Origin of the sequence: Amaricoccus sp. (assembly GCF_017993425.1) — a bacterium.
GTDB lineage: Bacteria > Pseudomonadota > Alphaproteobacteria > Rhodobacterales > Rhodobacteraceae > Amaricoccus.
Genome location: NZ_JAGOMQ010000020.1, coordinates 39393 through 56564 on the forward strand (window position 1 = coordinate 39393; position 17172 = coordinate 56564).

A 17172-nucleotide genomic window follows, 5' to 3' on the forward strand; every position below is an offset into this window, starting at 1 on the left:
GGGGGTGGGCGCGCTCAGATCACGCCGAAGTCGCGCCTGGGGAAGAGGATCGGCTCCATCTTCTCGAGGAAGTCGGGAGAGTCGATGTTGTTGGCGAGCTCCAGGTAGGAGAGCCCGATGGCATGGACGAGCGCGCTCTTGTATCCGCAGAAGCCGACGACTCGCGGCGCCTGGATCACCGTGGCCACGGTCGCCTTGTCGTCCCGGCCATAGTAGCCCACGCTGGGGTATCGAGCCTTGTTGGTTCGGATGGCGATCCTGCGCAAGCCTTCGCCGGGCGGGCAGCGCGCCTCGATGGAGACGACGTGCTCGTCCGGGCCGAGCTCGATCATCGCCCTGGGGTTTCCGTTCCTGTCCTTCTCGCCGCGCCATCTGCCGAGGATGTCGCCCTCGTAGCCGACCGAGCCGCTCGATGGCTTGCCCGCCTCGGGGTAGAGGTCGAACTTCCATCTGAACCCGTCGAAGTTGTCGCCGTGATCGATGTCGAACGAGGTGATCCGGCTGACCCTGCGCAGCGCCTTGCCGTCGACCTCGAACTTGTCGTCCGCCTTGGAGCCGACGATCTCCGTCTCGGCGACCTGGAGGTTGCTCCTGAAGTAGGCGCGCAGCAGGTCGAGGGCCTTCTCCTTGAGCGGCGACGGGAAGAGGTCGGTGATCGGGATCAGGGAATGCGGCGGGAAGCCGATGATCCGCCAGTGCCTGAACGGCCCGACGCTGTCCCCCCACTTGCCGCTGAGCTCGCCCGGCACGGATGAGCCGAGCGCGGGATCCCCGCCCCGCGTCTGCAGCGCCAGCGACTTCGCCTGCTCGACGGTGCTCTTCTCGTAGTTGTTCCAGACGCGGCCGCCGATGCCGCCGCCCGCCTCGACCGGCGTGCCCTCGACGGTGAACCGGGCGTCGGCCGCCGTGCTGAGCTTGTCTTCGGTCGTCTTGAGGCTCGATGTGTTTTCGAGCTTCTGCGTGTAGGAGAGCGTGAGGCGGCCGCCGAGGACGATCGACGTCGGCACGAAGTGGCCGTAGCGCTTCAGGAGCGTGAGAAGCGCCACCGCGTCCCCCGCGTCCACCGCCTTCTGGGCGGGGACCAGCACGAGCTCCTGGTCGAGGGAGATGTCCTTGATGCTCACGACCGCCTTCGGGACCCTCCGGCTCGACTGGAAGTAGATCGTGACGCTCGTCGACTGTTCCGCCGTCGCGACCGCGTTGGTGTAGGATCCGTCGAACCTGAAGATGCTGGGAATGCCGCCGCCGGCCTTCGCCGAGGCGGAGGTCTGGCGTTCGAGGTTCGAGACCACCTCGCTGTAGGTGATGCTCTGGCCGACGGTGCTCTCGTTGTCGCCCGGCCGGACCGTGACGTCGGCGACGCGGATGCCGAAGTCTGTGGCCGCTTCCAGCGCCTTGTTCTCGAAGCTGTAGCCGCACATCAGCGCCTGTCCGCTGGCGTCCTTGTTGGCCATGTTGATGTTGTTTGCGGCGAGCAGGCGCGCCAGCTCGTCCTCGCTGAGCTCGGACACCATGTCCTGTCTGGACCTGGACCGGGTCCCTTTCTCTCCGCCCACCTCGGACGTGTGGTCGGCGGCCTCGCGCGCGGCGGGGAAGCGTTCCTGCTGCGGCAGGTCGGCCTTGTAGCGATCGGTGTCGAGGGGCGTCGCCTCGGGCCACGTCATGTCCTTGGGCAGCACCTGATTGCTCTGGTCCGGCGGCTTCGCCATCGATCTGTCCCCCCGTGCCGGCCGACGCGCAGCCCGCGTATCCGGCGCGGCGACGCTGCGCCCCGGATCGGTGGCGGTCAATGGGGATGATGATCGCCGGGCGACGGCCATTGATCGCGTCGCGGGCGGGGCGGCGGACGGCCGGGCTATGGCTTGCCGGGCCGCGCCGCGCCAGCCTGCGCTTTGCCGTCAGGCGTCTTGCCGCCCTGCGCCTTTCGGGCGGCGAGGATGCGCATCAGCGGGTTCGGCTCGGGGGCGGCGGTGCGGCGCATGGTGTTTTCGTCGTGGTGCGTGAAGGGCTTCGCCTCGCCGCGGACGTCGAGGACGGTCTCGGCGAGGTAGTGCCAGGAGCCGTCGGGGAGGAAGTCGATCTCGAGGCGGTAGCTCTCGGTGCGGAAGGCGTATTCCAGGAAGTCGTTCGAGCAGATGCCGTAGTCGGTCTTGCCGCGCGTGGCGGTGACGATGAGCTTGTCGTCGTCGGGCTTCGCCTGGCCGGAGGCGAGGAGGACCTGGCCGCGGGGGATGGCGAGGGTCTGCAGGACGAGGCCGGTCTTCGGCTCCCACAGCCAGTAGCCGACCTGGTCGTGGAAGGTGATGTCCTCCTCGGCGGTGTTGATGTGGATGTGGTAGCTCAGCCCGTAGAAGAGCTGCGGCCCGTTCGGCTGGGGGTCGATGGGAAGGAGGTCGTTCCTCTCGATGAAGACGCGGCGCTCGGGCCCCGCGGCCTTGGGGTTGACGTCGACGCCCTTCTCGGCGCGCCAGCCGCCGGCGAGGCGGCGCAGCGGCCCGAGGTTGGCGAGCGTGTCGGGATCGACGTCGGCGGGCTCGGTGAAGATGTCGGTGGGGAAGGGGGGCATCGGGTCCTCCGGGGATCAGCGCCGGGCGAGGCGGAAGGCGGTTGCGGCGAGCCAGCCGGCGGCGAGCGCGACGGCGACGGAGAGGGCGCCGTAGGCGAGCGGGCGGTTCTGGGCGAGGTTGTAGAGCCAGCGCTCGAGGCCGGCCTTCTCGACGGTGATCGCGGTCGAGCCCGAGGAGATGATCTCCTTGCCGCGGACGAGGAAGTATTCCGCCGCGTAGCCGCCCTCGACGAGGTTGGTCGGCAGGTGGAAGCGGGCCTGGAACAGCGTCTCCTCGGCCAGCGTCACGCCGCCCTCGGCGTCGACGAAGAGGCCGTCGGCGCGCTTGAGCCGCACGGCGGCCTCGGTGAAGTCGGTGGTGTCGGTCAGGGTCGGGTGGGCGGCGACGCGGCGCACGGCCTGGTCGAGGCCGATCTGCCAGCGCAGGCGCTCGGTGTCGGTGAGGATCTCGGCGAGCGGCCGCGTGGTGGCGACGGCGTAGTAGGAGGGGACGTGGCGGACGCGCACCTCCTCGGCGTTGAGCCAGATGCCGAAGCGGCGCTCCTTGCGGCGGACGAGGATCGAGAGCGGCGGGCCCTGCAGGGTGATGACGATGTCGATCGGGTCCTCGCCGACCGGGATCGGCGCGTCGCGGCGGATGGCGCCGAAGACCAGCACGTCGGAGCCGGTGAAGTCGGCGGTGAGCGCGATGTTCTCGGTCGAGATGCCGGTGACGACGGTCTGCGCCGCGGCGGGGGCGGCGAGGGCGAGGGCGAGGAGGGCCGCGCGGATCATCGCCGCACGCTGATCGAGTAGAGCTCCTCGGGCCGGATCACGAGGTCGAGGAGGAGCCGGAAGCCGACGAGGATGACGAGGACCGCGAGCAGGATGCGCAGCTGCTCGGCGCGGAGCCGGCCGGAGAGGCTCGCGCCGACCTGCGCCCCGATCACCCCGCCGACGAGGAGGAGCACGGTCAGCACCACGTCGACGCTGTGGTTCTGCACGGCCTGCAGGATGGTGGTGAAGGCGGTGACGAACAGGAACTGGAAGAGCGACGTGCCGATGACGACCTTGGTCGGCATCCCGATCAGGTAGATCATCGCCGGCACCATGATGAAGCCGCCGCCGACGCCCATCATCGCGGCGAGCACGCCGACCGCGGCGCCGATGACGAAGGGCGGGATGGCGCTGACGTAGAGCTGCGAGGTGCGGAAGCGCATCTTGACCGGCAGGCCATGCGCCCAGGTGTGGCGCTTGCGCGGGATGAGGAGGGCGTTGGGGTCGTTGCGGCGGCGGATGGCGCGGGCGCTCTCGATCAGCATGAGGACGCCGATCGTGCCGAGCAGCACGACGTAGAGGAGGCTGACCACCAGCTCGAACTGGCCGTAGCGGTGCAGCATGACGAGGAGCTCGACGCCGAGGGCGGAGCCGATCAGGCCGCCGGCGAGCAGCACGCAGCCCATCTTGACGTCGACGGTGCGGCGCTGGAGGTGGACGAGCAGCGCCGAGAAGGACGAGCCGGCGATCTGGTTCGCGGCGGAGGCGACGGCGACGGCGGGAGGGATGCCGAGGAAGAACAGGAGCGGCGTCAGGATGAAGCCGCCGCCGACGCCGAAGAGGCCGGAGAGCACGCCCACCATCCCGCCGATTCCGAGCAACAGGAGCGCGTTGACGGAGATCTCGGCGATGGGCAGGTAGATCTGCATGGGCGGGGTCGACTCGCGCGGCCTCGCCCCACGCTAGCCGCTGGGGCGGAGGGGATCACGGGGAAAATCGGGGCGACGTCGGGCGCAACGGGCTTGGGCGCCGCCCTGCCGGCATCGTTCACGCCCTCATTCCCCCACTGTCCCACCGTGCGCCATTTCTAGCGCACGGCTATTTCGCGGCAAAATCACGGAGGCAGCGGCGGAGGACGCGTTCGAGCTTGGCGGCCCCGATGGGCGCCATCGCCTTGGTGTGCTCGTGGCTGATCGCCTCGTCGGAGAGGCCGGCGGCCATGTTGGTGACGACCGATACGGCGGCGACGCGCAGGCCGAGGAAGTTCGCGAGGATCACCTCGGGCGCGGTCGACATGCCGACCGCGTCGGCGCCGAGGAGGCGGAGCGCGCGGATCTCGGCGGGGGTCTCGAAGGAGGGGCCGGAATACCAGGCGTAGACGCCCTCGGCGAGCGCGACCTCCTCGGCGGCGGCGGCGGCGCGCAGCGCAGCGCGCAGGCCGGGGTCGTAGGCGGCCGACATGTTGACGAAGCGGCGGTCGGTGGGCTCGCCGATCAGCGGGTTCATGCCCGAGAAGTTGATGTGGTCGGCGATCAGCATCAGGTCGCCGGGCCGGATCTGCGGGACGAGCGAGCCGGCGGCGTTGGTCAGGAGCAGCCGGTCGGCGCCGAGCGCGGCGAGGAGCTCGAGCGGGCCGCGCATCGCCGCGGCGTCGCCGCGCTCGTAGTAGTGGACGCGCCCGCCGAAGGCCGCGACGCGCACGCCCTCGAGCATGCCCACATGCAGCTTCGGGCTGTGGCCGGAGACCCCGGCCTCGGGGAAGCCGGGCAGGTCGGCGTAGGGGATCGCCGCCCCGTCGATCAGGCCGGCGAGCGGGCCGAGGCCCGAGCCCAGCACCAGACCGACCGCGACGGGCTCGCTTCCGGCGCAGGCGCGCACGACGTCGAGCGCCTCCATCTCAGCGTTCCTTCACATAGGGGCGGCCGCCGGCGCGGGGCGGGATCGCCTTGCCGACGAAGCCCGCCAGGATGACGACGGTCAGGATGTAGGGCAGGGCCTGCATGAGCTGCACCGGGACGGCGACCTCGCCGATCTTGATGTCCTGGTAGCGGATGCCCACCGCCTCGAGGAAGCCGAAGAGCAGGCAGGCGAGCAGCGCCGGCCAGGGCCGCCACTTGGCGAAGATCAGCGCGGCGAGCGCGATGAAGCCCTTGCCGGCGGTCATGTCGCGGATGAAGCCGGCCGACATGGCGGTGGAGAGGTAGGCGCCGGCGACGCCGCAGAGAAGCCCGGCGATGATCACGGCCATGTAGCGGAGCCGCACGACGGAGACGCCGGCGGTGTCGACGGCGCCGGGGTTCTCGCCGACCGCGCGCAGGCGCAGGCCGAAGCGGGTGCGGTAGAGCACCCACCATGTCGCCGGCACGGCGAGGAAGGCGACGTAGACGAGGAGGTTGTGGCCGGAGACGAGGTCGAAATAGATCGGTCCGATCACCGGCACGCCCCGCAGCGTCTCCGCGAGCGGCAGCGTCACGGCGTTGAACCGCTGCGGCCCTTCGAGCTGCGGGGTCTGGCCGCCGAGGCCGAACAGGCTCTGGCCGATCAGCGCCGTCAGGCCCGAGGCGAGGAAGTTGATGGCGACGCCGGAGATGAGCTGGTTGCCCTTGAGCGTGATCGAGGCGAGCCCGTGGACGAGCGCGAGCGCGACGGAGGCGGCCATGCCGGCGAGGAGCCCGAGCCAGGCCGAGCCGGCATAGGCCGAGGTCGCCGCCGCGACGAAGGCCGCCGCCAGCATCTTGCCCTCGAGGCCGATGTCGAAGATGCCGGCGCGCTCGGAGTAGAGCCCGGCGAGGCAGGCGAGCAGCAGCGGCGTGGCGAGGCGGACGCTCGAGTCGAGGAGCTGGAGGACGGTGGTGAGGTCCATCAGCGCCCCCTTCGCGCGAAGGCGCGCTCGGCGGGCAGGCGGACGAGATTCTCGAGCGCGCCGGTGAAGAGGATCACCAGCGCCTGGATCACCACGATCATGTCGCGGGTGATCGCCGGCATGTCGAAGGCGAGCTCGGCCCCGCCCTGGTAGAGGATGCCGAAGAGGATCGAGGCGAGGATGACGCCGAGCGGGTGCGAGCGGCCCATCAGCGCCACGGCGATGCCGACGAAGCCCGCGCCGCCGACGTAGTCGAGCACCAGCCGGTGCTGGAAGCCCATGACGACGTTGAGCGCCATCATCCCCGCCATGGCGCCGGACATGACCATGACGAGGATGGTGATGCGGACGGGGTCGATGCCGGCGTAGACCGCCGCCGGCTCGGAATGGCCGAACGCGCGGATCTCGTAGCCGAGGCGGGTGCGCCAGATCAGCAGCCAGGTCAGGAAGGCGGCGAGGAGCGCGAGGAGCGAGGTGAGGTTCATCGGCGTGCGCGACATCTTGACGCCGACGGCGGCGAGCATCTCGTGCATGAAGGGCAGGTGGGCGCCCTGGGCGAAGTTGCGGGTCTCGGGCGCCATGGAGCCCGGGACCTTCAGCACGTTGACGAGGAGGTAGACGACCAGCGCCGAGGCGATGAAGTTGAACATGATCGTGGTGATCACGATGTGGCTGCCGCGCTTCGCCTGGAGATAGCCCGGGATGAACGCCCAGGCCCCGCCGAAGAGGCCCGCGCCGAGGATGGCGAAGGGCAGCGCCAGCGCCCAGTGCGGCCAGGGCACGGCGAGGCAGACGAGGGTGACGCCGACGCCGCCGAGCGCCGCCTGGCCCTCGCCGCCGATGTTGAAGAGCCCGGCATGGAAGGCGATGGCGACGGAGAGGCCGGTGAAGACGAAGGTGGTGGCGTAGTAGAGCGTGAAGCCGATGGCGTAGGACGAGCCGAGCGAGCCCTGGATCAGGATGCGGACCGCCTGGACCGGGTCCTCGCCGATGAAGACCACGACGAGGCCGGCGACGAGGAAGGCGAGCGCGAGGTTCAGCCCCGGGATCAGGACGAGGTCGGCCCAGCGGGGCAGGGCGGGCGTCATGCGGCCCTCTTGCTCGGGCGGAATTTATGTAGTAACGGAAATTCGTGCTCGTCGAGTTCGACCCGGTGAAGCGTCAGGCCACGCTGGATGAGCGCGGGCTGGACATGGCGGAGGCGGGTCTGGTGTTCGCCGGAGACGTGATCACCGTTGAGGACGACCGAAGGGACGACGGCGAGCCGCGCTATGTGACCGTCGGACGGCTGCGGGGCCGGATCGTGTTCGTCGCATGGACGCCGCGCGGAGACGCCCGTCGGATCATCCGCATGAGGAAGGCGAATGATCGGGAAAGAGCAATCTACGGGGGCCGGGTCTGAGGATCCGGCCGAGGCGTTTGACGACGACATCCCGGACCTGTCCACGCCGGAATGGCGGGCGAAGTTCGACGCGGCGCCGGTCATCCGAAGGGGGCGGCCGCCGCTGCCTGCGGCGAAGGTCTCGACCACGATCCGGCTCGATGCGGACGTGCTGGAGAAGTTCCGGGCGACCGGGCCGGGCTGGCAGAGCCGGATCAACGCGATCCTGAAGGCGGCCAAGCCGTAGGCCGCGGCGGTCATGCCGCGCGGCCCCTGGAGGGGTCGATGCCGGCCATGAGCAGGCCGAGCTCGCGCTCGTCGGTCGCGTCGGCGGCGCGCTCGCCGGAGACGGCGCCGTCGAACATCACGACGATCCGGTCGCTGAGCGCCCGGATCTCGTCGAGCTCGACCGAGACCAGCACGATCGCCTTACCGCGGTCGCGCAGGGCCACGATCTGGCGGTGGATGAACTCGATCGCCCCGATGTCGACGCCGCGGGTGGGCTGGCCGATCAGGAGCACGTCGGGCTCGCGCTCGATCTCGCGGGCGAGCACGATCTTCTGCTGGTTGCCGCCGGAGAAGTTGGCGGTCGTCAGGTCGCAGGAGGGCGGGCGAATGTCGAAGCGCTCGATCCCCTGGCGGGCGAGGTCGCGGATGGCGTCGCGGTCGAGGGTGCCGAAGCCGCCCTGCAGCCGCGCCTCGCGGTGGTAGCCGAAGCAGGAATTCTCCCATTCCGCGAATGGCATGACGAGCCCGCGGCGGTGGCGGTCCTCCGGGACGTGGGCGATGCCGGCGTCGCGGCGGTCGTCGGCGTTGGTGTGGCGCGAGAGGTCGAGCGGCTGGCCCCGGAAGCGCACCTCGCCGGAGGTCGCGGGGGCGTAGCCGGCCAGCACCTCGAGGAGCTCGGACTGGCCGTTGCCGGCGACGCCCGCCACGCCGAGGATCTCGCCGGCGCGCACGTTGAAGCTCACCGCCTTCAGCCGCGCCACGCCCTTGGCGTCGGTCAGCGACAGGTCGCGGACCTCGAGGAGGGTCTCGCCGGGCTGCGCCGGGCCCTTCTCGACCCGCAGGAGCACGCGGCGGCCGACCATCAGCTCGGCGAGCTCGGCCGGGGTGGTCTCGGCGGTCGTCAGGGTGCGCACCATCTCGCCGCGGCGCATGACGCTCACCTCGTCGGTGATCGCCATGATCTCGCGGAGCTTGTGGGTGATCAGGATGATCGTCTTACCCTGCTCGCGCAGGAAGCCGAGGATGCGGAAGAGGTGATCGGCCTCGGCGGGGGTCAGCACCCCGGTCGGCTCGTCGAGGATCAGGATGTCGGCCTGGCGGTAGAGCGCCTTGAGGATCTCCACCCGCTGCTGCAGGCCGACGGAAAGCTCGCCCACCACGGCGTCGGGGTCGACGTCGAGCTCGTACTCCCGCTCCAGCCGCTTCAGCTCCGCCCGCGCCTTGGCGAGCGACGGCCGGAGCAGGGCGCCGTCCTCGGCGCCGAGCACGACGTTCTCCAGCACGGTGAACGGCTCGACCAGCATGAAGTGCTGGTGGACCATGCCGATCCCGAGCCGGATCGCCGCCTGGCTGTCGGGGATCGGCGTCGTCGCGCCGTTGACCCGGATCTCGCCGGCGTCGGCGTGGTAGAAGCCGTAGAGGATCGACATCAGCGTCGATTTGCCGGCGCCGTTCTCGCCGACGATGCCGTGGATCGTGCCGCGGCGGACCTTCAGGTGGATGTCGCGGTTGGCCTGGACCGGACCGAAGCTCTTGGAGACCCCCGCCAGCTCGATGGCGAGGGCCGGGGCGCCGCGGTCCGGCGCGGAGGGATCGGCCGGAGCCATCGCCCCTGTCAGCTCACCGGGCAGGCGCCGTCGGTGGTGTAGTCGTGAACCTTGATCTCGCCGGAGATGATCTTGGCCCGCGCCGTCTCGGCGGCGGCCTTCATCTCGTCGGTGATCAGCGCGGCGTTGTTCTCGTCGAGCGCCCAGCCGACGCCCTCCTCCTTGAGGCCCATCACGTAGACGCCCGAGGTCCACTTGCCGTTGTTGCTGTCCGAGAGCGCGTCGTAGACGGCGTTGTCGACCCGCTTCAGCATCGAGGTCAGGACGTGGCCGGGATGCAGGTAGTTCTGGTTCGAATCGACGCCGATCCCGTAGACGCCGGCGTCGGCCGCCGCCTGCAGCACGCCGATGCCGGTGCCGCCGGCGGCGTGGTAGATCACGTCGGCGCCGCGGTCGATCTGGCTGCGGGTTATCTCGGCCCCGCGGGCCTGGTCGTTCCACGCCTCCGGCGTGTTGCCGGTCATGTTCTGGAACACCTCGGCGTCGGGGTTGGTGGCCTTGACGCCCTGCACGTAGCCGCAGGCGAACTTCTGGATCAGCGGGATGTCCATGCCGCCGACGAAGCCGACCTTGCCCGACTTCGACGCCATCGCCGCCAGCACCCCGACGAGATAGCTGCCCTCGTGCTCGTTGAAGATGACCGAACGCACGTTCGGCTGGTCGACCACCGCATCGATGATGGCGAACTGCGTCTCGGGGAACTCCTGGGCGACCGTCTGCATCGCCGTCTCGTTCGAGAAGCCGGCGACGACCACCGGATTGTTGCCGCGCTCGGCGAAGCGGCGGAGCGCCTGCTCGCGCTGGGCGTCCTGCTGGATCTCGAACTCGGCGTAGCCGATCCCGGTCTCGGTCTTGAAGCGCTCGGCGCCCTCGAAGGAGGCCTGGTTGAACGACTTGTCGAACTTGCCGCCGCGATCGAAGATCACCGCCGGATTGGCGTTCTGGGCCTGCGCCGCCGTCGTCGCCGCGACGAGCGCCGCCGCCGCCACGAGGGTCTTTGCCAGGGTCATCTGCTCCTCCAAGGAAATACCGCGTGTTCCCGCCGGCGGCGCGTCGGTCGCGGCCTTGCCGCGACGCAAGGGGGCGCCGGCCCAAAGCGACGGCGTAGTAAAGGCTTATCGCCCGAAGCCGGTCAATCGGTTTTTCCGCGAGCGGCCTCCAGCGCGACGGGCGCCAGACGTTTGCACAAGGTGAGGGCAGCGATGGCCGGCGCGCGCGCCCGGCGGTAGTATCCGGGCCGCCGGCCCGCCTCGGCGAAGCCGGCCCGGGCATAGAGCGCGCGCGCCGCGGCGTTGTCCTCGGCGACCTCCAGGAAGGCCTCCGCCGCGCCCCGCCGCGCCGCTTCGGCTTCGAACCCGGCGAGGAGCCCCGCCCCCTCGCCGCGGCCGCGCGCCTCGGGGGCGACGGCGATGGTGAGAAGCTCGGCCTCGCCCGCGGCGGCGCGGCCGAGCGCGAAGCCCAGCGGCCGGGCGAGCAGGAAGCACGCCGGCTCGGCGAGGAGCCCGGCGAAGGCCGCGGCCGACCAGGGCGGCGGCGCGACGTCGAAGCAGCGCGCGTGCAGCGCCGCCAGCGCCTCAGGCGTCATCGAGGAGCCTCGGCGCCGGCTCGCCCGGGGCCGCGTCCGGCGGGCGCAGGTAGATCGGCGCCGGGGGCGGCCCGGGATCGCCGAGGCGGGCGGCCGCGAGCCGGGCGATCGCCGCCGGGTCGGGCGCCTCCGCCGCCTCGGGCGCGCCCGGCGCGGCCGCGGCGCCGAGGCGGCGGGCGCCGGGCGGGGCGAGACCCGCGAGATCCTCGAGGGCGACCAGCGCGGCGGGCGCGCGCGGCGCGCCGCCGGTGAAAGCCTGCGCCGCGACCATGCCCCGGCGCGCGTCGACGGCGACCAGCGCATCGGCGTGCCCCACGGCCAGCGCCTCCAGCCGCGAGACGCCGATCGCCGGCCGGTCGAGGGCGAGGGCGAGCCCGCGGGCGGTCGCCACGGCGACGCGGACGCCGGTGAAGTCCCCGGGCCCGGTCGAGACGGCGATGGCGTCGAGATCGCTCCAGGCCGCGCCGCCCTCGGCCAATGTCGCCTCCAGCACGGGAATCAGCCGCTCCGCCTCGCGGCGGTCGGTCGCCTCGGCGCGCGCCGCCAGCACGCGGCCGCCACGGACCAGCGCGGCGGCGCAGCGTCCGCCGGCGGCGTCGAAGGCGAGGATCAGCGGCAGGCCGGCTCCGGTCTCGGCGTCAGAGGCCGACAGGGCGAACCTCGGTCACCTCGGGGATGTAGTGCCGGAGCAGGTTCTCGATGCCCATCTTCAGGGTCATCGTCGAGGACGGGCAGCCGGCGCAGGCCCCCTGCATGTGCAGGTAGACCACGCCGCGGTCGAAGCCGTGGAAGGTGATGTCGCCGCCGTCCTGCGCCACCGCCGGGCGGACGCGGGTGTCGAGCAGCTCCTTGATCTGCCCGACGATCTCGGCGTCGGGTCCGTCATGGGCGGCGTGCTCGACCGTTCCGGCCTCGCCCTCCATCGCGGGGGCGCCGGACTGGAAGTGCTCCATGATCGCGCCGAGGATCGCCGGCTTGACGTGGCTCCAGTCGACGTCTTCGGCCTTGGTCACGGTGACGAAGTCGTGGCCGAAGAACACGCCCGTCACCCCGCCCGCGCCGAAGATGCGCCGGGCCAGCGGCGAGGCCGCCGCCGCCGTCTCGGAGGGGAAGTCCGCCGTGCCCGCCGCCAGCACGACCTGGCCGGGCAGGAACTTGAGCGTGGCGGGATTGGGCGTGGACTCGGTCTGGATGAACATCTCGGGCGCTCCGTCTGCTGGTCCTCAAGTGCGCCCGCGAGGCCCGGGAGTCAAGTCAGGCTGGAATCGTTCTAGAATGTCGGTCGTTTGCGCGTCGGGAGGCGGCCGTCGGCGTGGGGCAGATCCGGCGTCGCGGAATGTCAGGTAATATCAATTTGTTGGCGATGGAGCGGCGTCGGGGCTGGCGACAGCGCCCTTGCCGACAGGGCCTGCGATGGATAAGTCTCCGAAGTTTTCAGGAATCCGCCGCAGGAAGAGCATGGCCGAACTCGCCTACAAGGAGCCGGAGCCGAAGATCATTGCCGGCGCGAAGGGCGACTGGGAGCTGGTGATCGGGCTCGAGGTCCATGCCCAGGTCAGCTCGCAGGCGAAGCTGTTCTCCGGCGCCTCGACCGGATTCGGGGCCGAGCCGAACACCAATGTCAGCCTCGTCGACGCGGCGATGCCGGGGATGCTGCCGGTGCTGAACGCGTTCTGCGTCGAGCAGGCGGTGCGCACGGGGCTGGGGCTGAAGGCGCGGATCAACCTCTTCTCGCGCTTCGACCGCAAGAACTACTTCTACCCGGACTTGCCGCAGGGCTATCAGATCAGCCAGCTCTACCACCCGATCGTCGGCGAGGGCGAGGTGCTGGTCGACATGGCCCCGGGCGTCGCCCGCAAGGTACGGGTGGAGCGCATCCATCTGGAGCAGGACGCCGGCAAGTCGATCCACGACCTCGACCCCGAGGCGACGCTGGTCGATCTCAACCGCACTGGCGTCGCGCTGATGGAGATCGTCTCGCGCCCCGACATCCGCGGGCCGGAGGAGGCGGCGGAATACGTGCGCAAGCTGCGGCAGATCCTGCGCTACCTCGGCACCTGCGACGGCAACATGCAGGAGGGGAGCCTGCGGGCGGACGTGAACCTGAGCGTGCGGCCGAAGGGGTCGGACACGCTCGGCACGCGCTGCGAGATCAAGAACATGAACTCGATGCGCTTCATCCAGCAGGCCATCGAATACGAGGCCCGCCGGCAGATCGCCATCCTCGAGGACGGCGGGACGGTGGAGCAGGAGACCCGGCTCTACGACCCGTCGAAGGGCGAGACCCGGTCGATGCGCTCCAAGGAGGAGGCGCACGACTACCGCTACTTCCCCGACCCCGACCTGCTGCCGCTGGAGCTCGACCAGGCTTGGGTCGACGCCATCGGCGCCGGCCTGCCGGAGCTGCCGGACGCGCGCAAGGCGCGGTTCGTCCTGGACTACGGCATGACCGAGTACGACGCGGGCGTGCTGACCGCCGAGGCGCCGAGCGCCGACTGGTTCGAGGCGGTCGCCCGCGGCCGCGACGGCAAGCAGGCGGCGAACTGGGTGATCAACGAGCTGTTCGGCCGGCTGAACAAGGAAGGCCGGACCATCGAGACGAGCCCGATCTCGCCGGCGCAGCTCGGCGGGCTGATCGACCTGATCGGCACGGGCGAGATCTCGGGCAAGATCGCCAAGGACGTCTTCGACATTCTCTGGACCGAGGGCGGCGACTCGGCCGAGGTGGTGGCCGCCCGCGGCCTGAAGCAGGTGACCGACGCCGGCGCCATCGCCGCGGCGGTCGACGAGGTGATCGCGGCGAACCCCGACAAGGTGGCCGCGGCCCAGGCCAAGCCGTCGATGGCGGGCTGGTTCGTCGGCCAGGTGATGAAGGCGACCGGCGGCAAGGCCAATCCGCAGGCGGTGAACGAGCTCGTCAGGGCGCGGCTCGGCCTCGACTGAGCCGGAGGGGGTGGGATGACATACGAATACAAGGTCACGCCGGCCCCGCGACGGCCGAAGCGGATGAAGGGGATGAAGTCGGCCGAGGCCTTCGCCGCGACGCTGGCCGAGGCGATCAACGTGGCGGCGCGCGAGGGCTGGGAATACGTCCGCGCCGAGTCGCTGCCGGCGATCGAGGGCGGCGGCTGGTTCCGCCGCCCTTCCGAGACCGTGGAGACCGTGCTCATCTTCCGCCGCCCGCGGGAGAGCGCCGAGCCGCGGCTCGCGGCGGCGCGGGTGGAGGCGGGCCTGGACGAGGCCCCGCCCGGCCCGCGGCTGGGGGCGGTCGACCGGCCGGTGCCGGCGTCCGCCGCGCCGCTCCGGCGCGAGCCGCGGGTGGCCGAGCCGGCCGTCCAGCCGGCGACGGGGCCGGCGGTGGCGACGCCGCTACGCCCGCCCCCCCGGCTCGGGCCCGCCGACTAGGCCGTCGTCGTAGCCGTCGGACTCGCCGGAGAGCTCCAGCGCCAGCGCGTGCAGGCCGGAGGCCAGCTCCTCGCGCAGGGCGGCGTGGACGGCGCGCGCGCGCTCGATGCGGCTCAGGCCATCGAAGGCGGCGCTGCGCATCACCACGCGGTAATGGGTGTTCCCGCCCTCGCGCCAGCCGCCATGGCCGCGGTGGCTCTCGCTCTCGTCGATCACCTTCAGGAAGTCCGGCGCGAAGCGCGCCGACAGCTTCGCGTGGACCGACTTCGTCGAATATGGCGGCTCGGCCATGGACTGCCTCCCGACGGCGCGGGTCTTGGCCCGCCCGCCCAAATGACTAGACTGACTCGCCCCGAGTCGAACAGCCGAAAGGCCCCTCTGCCGATGCGCCGTCCCTCGCCCTTCAATTTCGACATCTCGGCCAGCGCCGACAAGAAGCGTCGGGCGCGGACGCGGGGCGCGTCGGGCGTCGAGACGGGCCGGGTCTGCGACAAGCCGGGCTGCGACAAGCCCGGCAGGTTCCGCGCCCCGCGCTCGCCGGAGCAGCTCGACGACTTCTTCTGGTTCTGCCTCGACCACGTCCGCGAGTACAATCTGAAGTGGAACTTCTTCCAGGACCAGTCGGAGGCCGAGCTGGAGCGCCAGTTCGCCGCCGACCGGGTCTGGGACCGCGCCACCCGGCCGTTCAGCGAGACGGTGACACGGCCGGGCGCGACGCCCCACGCCGAGGGACGGGCCTGGGCGCGCTTCGGCTACCACGACCCGATGGAGGCGCTCGGCGACAAGGGCACGCTGAACCCTGGCGGCGAGCGCGGCCCGGCGGTCCGCCCGCAGCGCCGCCTGCCGCCGACCGAGCGCAAGGCGCTCGAGATCCTCGACGCGCAGGACACCCAGTCGAAGAGCGAGATCCGGCAGATCTACAAGGCGCTGGTCAAGGACCTGCACCCCGACATGAACGGTGGCAAGCGCGACGACGAGGCCCGCCTGACCGAGGTCGTCTGGGCCTGGGAGCAGATCAAGACCAGCCGCAGCTTCCCCGACTGACGCCCCGCCGCGACCAGCCTCGCCGCGGACCTCAGGCCAGCCCCTCGGCCGCGAACAGCGCGCGGAGGTCCGTCTCCGGGCGGGCGCCGTAGTGCGAGATCACCTCGCCCGCCGCCACGCAGCCCATGCGGGCGCTGTCGAGCCAGCTGCGGCCGGTGACCGCGCCGTGGAGCAGGCCCGCGGCGAAGAGGTCGCCTGCCCCGGTGGCGTCGACCACCCGCACCCGCGTCGCCGGGGCGTGGACGCGCTCCTCGCCGGCGACGACATGCGCGCCCCCCGCGCCGATCGTGCAGGCGGTGACCGGGACCTCGGCCCGCGCCCGCGCGATCGCCGCCTCGATGTCGTCGGTGAGGTAGAGCGACCTCAGCTCGTGCTCGTTGGCGACGAGGAGGTCGACGTCGGCCCGGATCATCGCAAGGAAGGCGTCGCGGTGCCGCTCGACGCAGAACGGATCGGAGAGGGTGATCGCCACCTTCCCCCCCGCCGCCTTGGCCGCGCGGATCGCCCGGGCGAAGGCGGCATGACTCTGCGGCCCGTCGAAGCGGTAGCCTTCGAGGAAAATCCACTCCGCCGCCGCCATCTGGGCGACGTCGACGTCCGCCGGCGCCAGATGCTCGGAGACCCCGAGATAGGTGTTCATCGACCGCTCGCCGTCCGGCGAGACCAGCACGAGGCAGCGGCCGGTCTCCTCGGGATGGTCCCTCGGCGCCAGCGGCGTCTCGTAGACCGCCCCCATCGCCCGCAGGTCATGGGCGAAGATCGCGCCGAGCTGGTCGTCCTTGACCTTGCCGACATAGGCGGTCCGCGACCCGAGCGCCGCGAGCCCCGCCACCGTGTTCGCCGCCGACCCGCCGGAGACCTCGCGCGCCGCCCCCATCGCCGCGTAGAGCTCGATCGCCCGCGCCGTGCCGATCAGCTGCATGATGCCGCGCTCGACGCCCATGCGGTCGAGGAACGCCTCCTCGATGGAGGCGATCACGTCGACAAGCGCATTGCCGACCCCGACGACCTGGAGGGGCTTCGTCACGGGGTCTTCTCCTCGTAGGGGCAGAGATCGGCGATAAGGCAGCGCCCGCAGGCGGGCTTGCGCGCCACGCAGATGTAGCGGCCGTGCAGGATCAGCCAGTGATGGGCGTGGAGCTGGTAGGGCGCCGGCACCCGGTCCTCCAGCCCGCGCTCGACGGCGAGGACGTCGGACCCGGGCGCGATCCCCGTGCGGTTGGCGACGCGGAAGACATGGGTGTCGACCGCCATCGCCGGCAGCTTCCACCAGGTGTTGAGCACGACGTTGGCGGTCTTGCGGCCCACCCCGGGCAGGCTCTGCAGCGCCGCCCGCGACGACGGCACCTCGCCGCCGAACCGCTCGATCAGCAGGCGCGACAGCGCGATGACGTTCTTCGCCTTGTTGCGGAAGAGGCCGATGGTGCGGATGTGCTCGACCAGCCGCTCCTCGCCGAGGGCGAGCATCTTCTCGGGGGTGTCGGCGACGGGGAAGAGCGCGGCGGTGGCGCGGTTCACGCCCTTGTCGGTGGCCTGGGCGGAGAGGGCGACGGCGACGAGGAGGGTGAAGGCGTTGACATGGGCGAGCTCGCCCTTCGGCTCCGGCTCGGCCTCGCGGAAGCGGGAGAAGATCTCGCGGATCGCGGCATAGTCGAGGGGCGCGGCCATCGGGCTCCTATGGCCGCACGCGAAGGCGGCCGCAAGCAGCTTCGCGCCGCCGCCATCGCCGGGACGTGA

General features: G+C 71.3%; 20 protein-coding genes. 5 read left to right on the forward strand and 15 right to left on the reverse strand.

Annotation, left to right across the window (positions count from 1 at the left end; translation table 11 throughout):
• Nucleotides 1-14: 14 nt before the first annotated feature.
• The 7 genes from KBB57_RS11160 to KBB57_RS11190 all read right to left on the reverse strand — a co-directional run bounded on the left by KBB57_RS11160 (nucleotide 15) and on the right by KBB57_RS11190 (nucleotide 7273).
• Nucleotides 15-1709 (reverse strand): jacalin-like lectin, encoded by a 1695-nt coding sequence (locus KBB57_RS11160; protein ID WP_290749948.1) that lies wholly within the window; start codon nucleotides 1707-1709, stop codon nucleotides 15-17.
• A gap of 146 nt (nucleotides 1710-1855) precedes the next feature.
• The gene (locus tag KBB57_RS11165) at nucleotides 1856-2566 is read right to left on the reverse strand and encodes a heme-binding beta-barrel domain-containing protein (protein WP_290749951.1); all 711 of its coding nucleotides are present in this window, start codon (nucleotides 2564-2566) and stop codon (nucleotides 1856-1858) included.
• A 15-nt stretch (nucleotides 2567-2581) separates the two neighbouring features.
• Nucleotides 2582-3340: a TIGR02186 family protein gene (locus KBB57_RS11170; protein ID WP_290749953.1), complete on the reverse strand. Its 759-nt coding sequence runs from the start codon at nucleotides 3338-3340 to the stop codon at nucleotides 2582-2584.
• A complete protein-coding gene (locus KBB57_RS11175) occupies nucleotides 3337-4251 on the reverse strand; it encodes a sulfite exporter TauE/SafE family protein (RefSeq protein WP_290749956.1) in 915 nt (304 codons plus the stop codon). The genes KBB57_RS11170 and KBB57_RS11175 overlap by 4 nt, the downstream gene beginning before the upstream one ends.
• A gap of 169 nt (nucleotides 4252-4420) precedes the next feature.
• Nucleotides 4421-5218, reverse strand: coding sequence for a purine-nucleoside phosphorylase (locus KBB57_RS11180; RefSeq protein ID WP_290749958.1), 798 nt, complete (start codon nucleotides 5216-5218; stop codon nucleotides 4421-4423).
• Between the two features lies 1 nt (nucleotide 5219).
• On the reverse strand, nucleotides 5220-6185 hold the full coding sequence (locus tag KBB57_RS11185; RefSeq protein ID WP_290749960.1) for an ABC transporter permease: 966 nt from the start codon (nucleotides 6183-6185) through the stop codon (nucleotides 5220-5222).
• The gene (locus tag KBB57_RS11190) at nucleotides 6185-7273 is read right to left on the reverse strand and encodes an ABC transporter permease (protein ID WP_290749963.1); all 1089 of its coding nucleotides are present in this window, start codon (nucleotides 7271-7273) and stop codon (nucleotides 6185-6187) included. The genes KBB57_RS11185 and KBB57_RS11190 overlap by 1 nt, the downstream gene beginning before the upstream one ends.
• 44 nt (nucleotides 7274-7317) lie before the next feature.
• On the opposite strand from KBB57_RS11190, the gene KBB57_RS11195 reads away from it, so the two are divergent.
• Both KBB57_RS11195 and KBB57_RS11200 read left to right on the forward strand, forming a co-directional pair.
• Nucleotides 7318-7587, forward strand: a complete 270-nt coding sequence (locus KBB57_RS11195; RefSeq protein WP_290749966.1) for a BrnT family toxin — start codon at nucleotides 7318-7320, stop codon at nucleotides 7585-7587.
• Nucleotides 7550-7813 (forward strand): BrnA antitoxin family protein, encoded by a 264-nt coding sequence (locus KBB57_RS11200; protein WP_290749968.1) that lies wholly within the window; start codon nucleotides 7550-7552, stop codon nucleotides 7811-7813. The genes KBB57_RS11195 and KBB57_RS11200 overlap by 38 nt, the downstream gene beginning before the upstream one ends.
• Nucleotides 7814-7823: 10 nt before the next feature.
• On the opposite strand, the gene KBB57_RS11205 is transcribed toward KBB57_RS11200, so the two are convergent.
• The 5 genes from KBB57_RS11205 to KBB57_RS11225 all read right to left on the reverse strand — a co-directional run bounded on the left by KBB57_RS11205 (nucleotide 7824) and on the right by KBB57_RS11225 (nucleotide 12185).
• Complete coding sequence (locus KBB57_RS11205; RefSeq protein WP_290749971.1) at nucleotides 7824-9401, reverse strand: ABC transporter ATP-binding protein; 1578 nt, start codon at nucleotides 9399-9401, stop codon at nucleotides 7824-7826.
• A gap of 8 nt (nucleotides 9402-9409) precedes the next feature.
• Nucleotides 9410-10411, reverse strand: coding sequence for a BMP family ABC transporter substrate-binding protein (locus KBB57_RS11210; RefSeq protein WP_290749974.1), 1002 nt, complete (start codon nucleotides 10409-10411; stop codon nucleotides 9410-9412).
• A 122-nt stretch (nucleotides 10412-10533) separates the two neighbouring features.
• A complete protein-coding gene (locus KBB57_RS11215) occupies nucleotides 10534-10986 on the reverse strand; it encodes a GNAT family N-acetyltransferase (protein ID WP_290749977.1) in 453 nt (150 codons plus the stop codon).
• Nucleotides 10976-11605: a tRNA (adenosine(37)-N6)-threonylcarbamoyltransferase complex dimerization subunit type 1 TsaB gene (gene tsaB / locus KBB57_RS11220; RefSeq protein WP_290750071.1), complete on the reverse strand. Its 630-nt coding sequence runs from the start codon at nucleotides 11603-11605 to the stop codon at nucleotides 10976-10978. Before tsaB ends, KBB57_RS11215 begins: the two co-directional genes overlap by 11 nt.
• Nucleotides 11606-11624: 19 nt before the next feature.
• Nucleotides 11625-12185 carry a NifU family protein gene (locus KBB57_RS11225; protein ID WP_290749980.1) on the reverse strand — a complete coding sequence of 187 codons (561 nt, stop codon included), beginning with the start codon at nucleotides 12183-12185 and terminating at the stop codon, nucleotides 11625-11627.
• Between the two features lie 259 nt (nucleotides 12186-12444).
• Between KBB57_RS11225 and gatB the strand changes: the two genes are divergently transcribed.
• Together gatB and KBB57_RS11235 are read left to right on the forward strand one after the other, a co-directional pair.
• On the forward strand, nucleotides 12445-13929 hold the full coding sequence (gene gatB, locus KBB57_RS11230) for an Asp-tRNA(Asn)/Glu-tRNA(Gln) amidotransferase subunit GatB (RefSeq protein WP_290749983.1): 1485 nt from the start codon (nucleotides 12445-12447) through the stop codon (nucleotides 13927-13929).
• A gap of 15 nt (nucleotides 13930-13944) precedes the next feature.
• Nucleotides 13945-14391, forward strand: a complete 447-nt coding sequence (locus tag KBB57_RS11235; RefSeq protein ID WP_290749988.1) for a DUF4177 domain-containing protein — start codon at nucleotides 13945-13947, stop codon at nucleotides 14389-14391.
• Here the strand turns inward: KBB57_RS11235 and KBB57_RS11240 are convergent.
• Nucleotides 14356-14682, reverse strand: coding sequence for a BolA family transcriptional regulator (locus KBB57_RS11240; RefSeq protein WP_290749990.1), 327 nt, complete (start codon nucleotides 14680-14682; stop codon nucleotides 14356-14358). The two genes, KBB57_RS11235 and KBB57_RS11240, sit on opposite strands and share 36 nt — an antisense overlap.
• A 93-nt stretch (nucleotides 14683-14775) precedes the next feature.
• Here KBB57_RS11240 and KBB57_RS11245 point away from each other — a divergent pair, with 93 nt between their 5' ends.
• A complete protein-coding gene (locus KBB57_RS11245) occupies nucleotides 14776-15435 on the forward strand; it encodes a J domain-containing protein (RefSeq protein ID WP_290749994.1) in 660 nt (219 codons plus the stop codon).
• A gap of 31 nt (nucleotides 15436-15466) precedes the next feature.
• Here the strand turns inward: KBB57_RS11245 and KBB57_RS11250 are convergent, their stop codons facing one another.
• Both KBB57_RS11250 and nth read right to left on the reverse strand, forming a co-directional pair.
• Nucleotides 15467-16462, reverse strand: a complete 996-nt coding sequence (locus KBB57_RS11250) for an adenosine kinase (RefSeq protein WP_290749997.1) — start codon at nucleotides 16460-16462, stop codon at nucleotides 15467-15469.
• Nucleotides 16459-17103: an endonuclease III gene (nth, locus tag KBB57_RS11255; RefSeq protein ID WP_290750000.1), complete on the reverse strand. Its 645-nt coding sequence runs from the start codon at nucleotides 17101-17103 to the stop codon at nucleotides 16459-16461. Before nth ends, KBB57_RS11250 begins: the two co-directional genes overlap by 4 nt.
• Between the last annotated feature and the right edge of the window lie 69 nt (nucleotides 17104-17172).

Excerpts from the sequence above, each read along its gene's own strand:
- KBB57_RS11160 (WP_290749948.1), bottom strand. The coding sequence starts at position 1,709 with ATGGCGAAGCCGCCGGACCAGAGCAATCAGGTGCTGCCCAAGGACATG.
- KBB57_RS11165 (WP_290749951.1), bottom strand. The coding sequence starts at position 2,566 with ATGCCCCCCTTCCCCACCGACATCTTCACCGAGCCCGCCGACGTCGAT.
- KBB57_RS11170 (WP_290749953.1), bottom strand. The coding sequence starts at position 3,340 with ATGATCCGCGCGGCCCTCCTCGCCCTCGCCCTCGCCGCCCCCGCCGCG.
- KBB57_RS11175 (WP_290749956.1), bottom strand. The coding sequence starts at position 4,251 with ATGCAGATCTACCTGCCCATCGCCGAGATCTCCGTCAACGCGCTCCTG.
- KBB57_RS11180 (WP_290749958.1), bottom strand. The coding sequence starts at position 5,218 with ATGGAGGCGCTCGACGTCGTGCGCGCCTGCGCCGGAAGCGAGCCCGTC.
- KBB57_RS11185 (WP_290749960.1), bottom strand. The coding sequence starts at position 6,185 with ATGGACCTCACCACCGTCCTCCAGCTCCTCGACTCGAGCGTCCGCCTC.
- KBB57_RS11190 (WP_290749963.1), bottom strand. The coding sequence starts at position 7,273 with ATGACGCCCGCCCTGCCCCGCTGGGCCGACCTCGTCCTGATCCCGGGG.
- KBB57_RS11200 (WP_290749968.1), top strand. The coding sequence starts at position 7,550 with ATGATCGGGAAAGAGCAATCTACGGGGGCCGGGTCTGAGGATCCGGCC.
- KBB57_RS11205 (WP_290749971.1), bottom strand. The coding sequence starts at position 9,401 with ATGGCTCCGGCCGATCCCTCCGCGCCGGACCGCGGCGCCCCGGCCCTC.
- KBB57_RS11210 (WP_290749974.1), bottom strand. The coding sequence starts at position 10,411 with ATGACCCTGGCAAAGACCCTCGTGGCGGCGGCGGCGCTCGTCGCGGCG.
- KBB57_RS11215 (WP_290749977.1), bottom strand. The coding sequence starts at position 10,986 with ATGACGCCTGAGGCGCTGGCGGCGCTGCACGCGCGCTGCTTCGACGTC.
- KBB57_RS11225 (WP_290749980.1), bottom strand. The coding sequence starts at position 12,185 with ATGTTCATCCAGACCGAGTCCACGCCCAATCCCGCCACGCTCAAGTTC.
- gatB (WP_290749983.1), top strand. The coding sequence starts at position 12,445 with ATGGCCGAACTCGCCTACAAGGAGCCGGAGCCGAAGATCATTGCCGGC.
- KBB57_RS11235 (WP_290749988.1), top strand. The coding sequence starts at position 13,945 with ATGACATACGAATACAAGGTCACGCCGGCCCCGCGACGGCCGAAGCGG.
- KBB57_RS11240 (WP_290749990.1), bottom strand. The coding sequence starts at position 14,682 with ATGGCCGAGCCGCCATATTCGACGAAGTCGGTCCACGCGAAGCTGTCG.
- KBB57_RS11245 (WP_290749994.1), top strand. The coding sequence starts at position 14,776 with ATGCGCCGTCCCTCGCCCTTCAATTTCGACATCTCGGCCAGCGCCGAC.
- nth (WP_290750000.1), bottom strand. The coding sequence starts at position 17,103 with ATGGCCGCGCCCCTCGACTATGCCGCGATCCGCGAGATCTTCTCCCGC.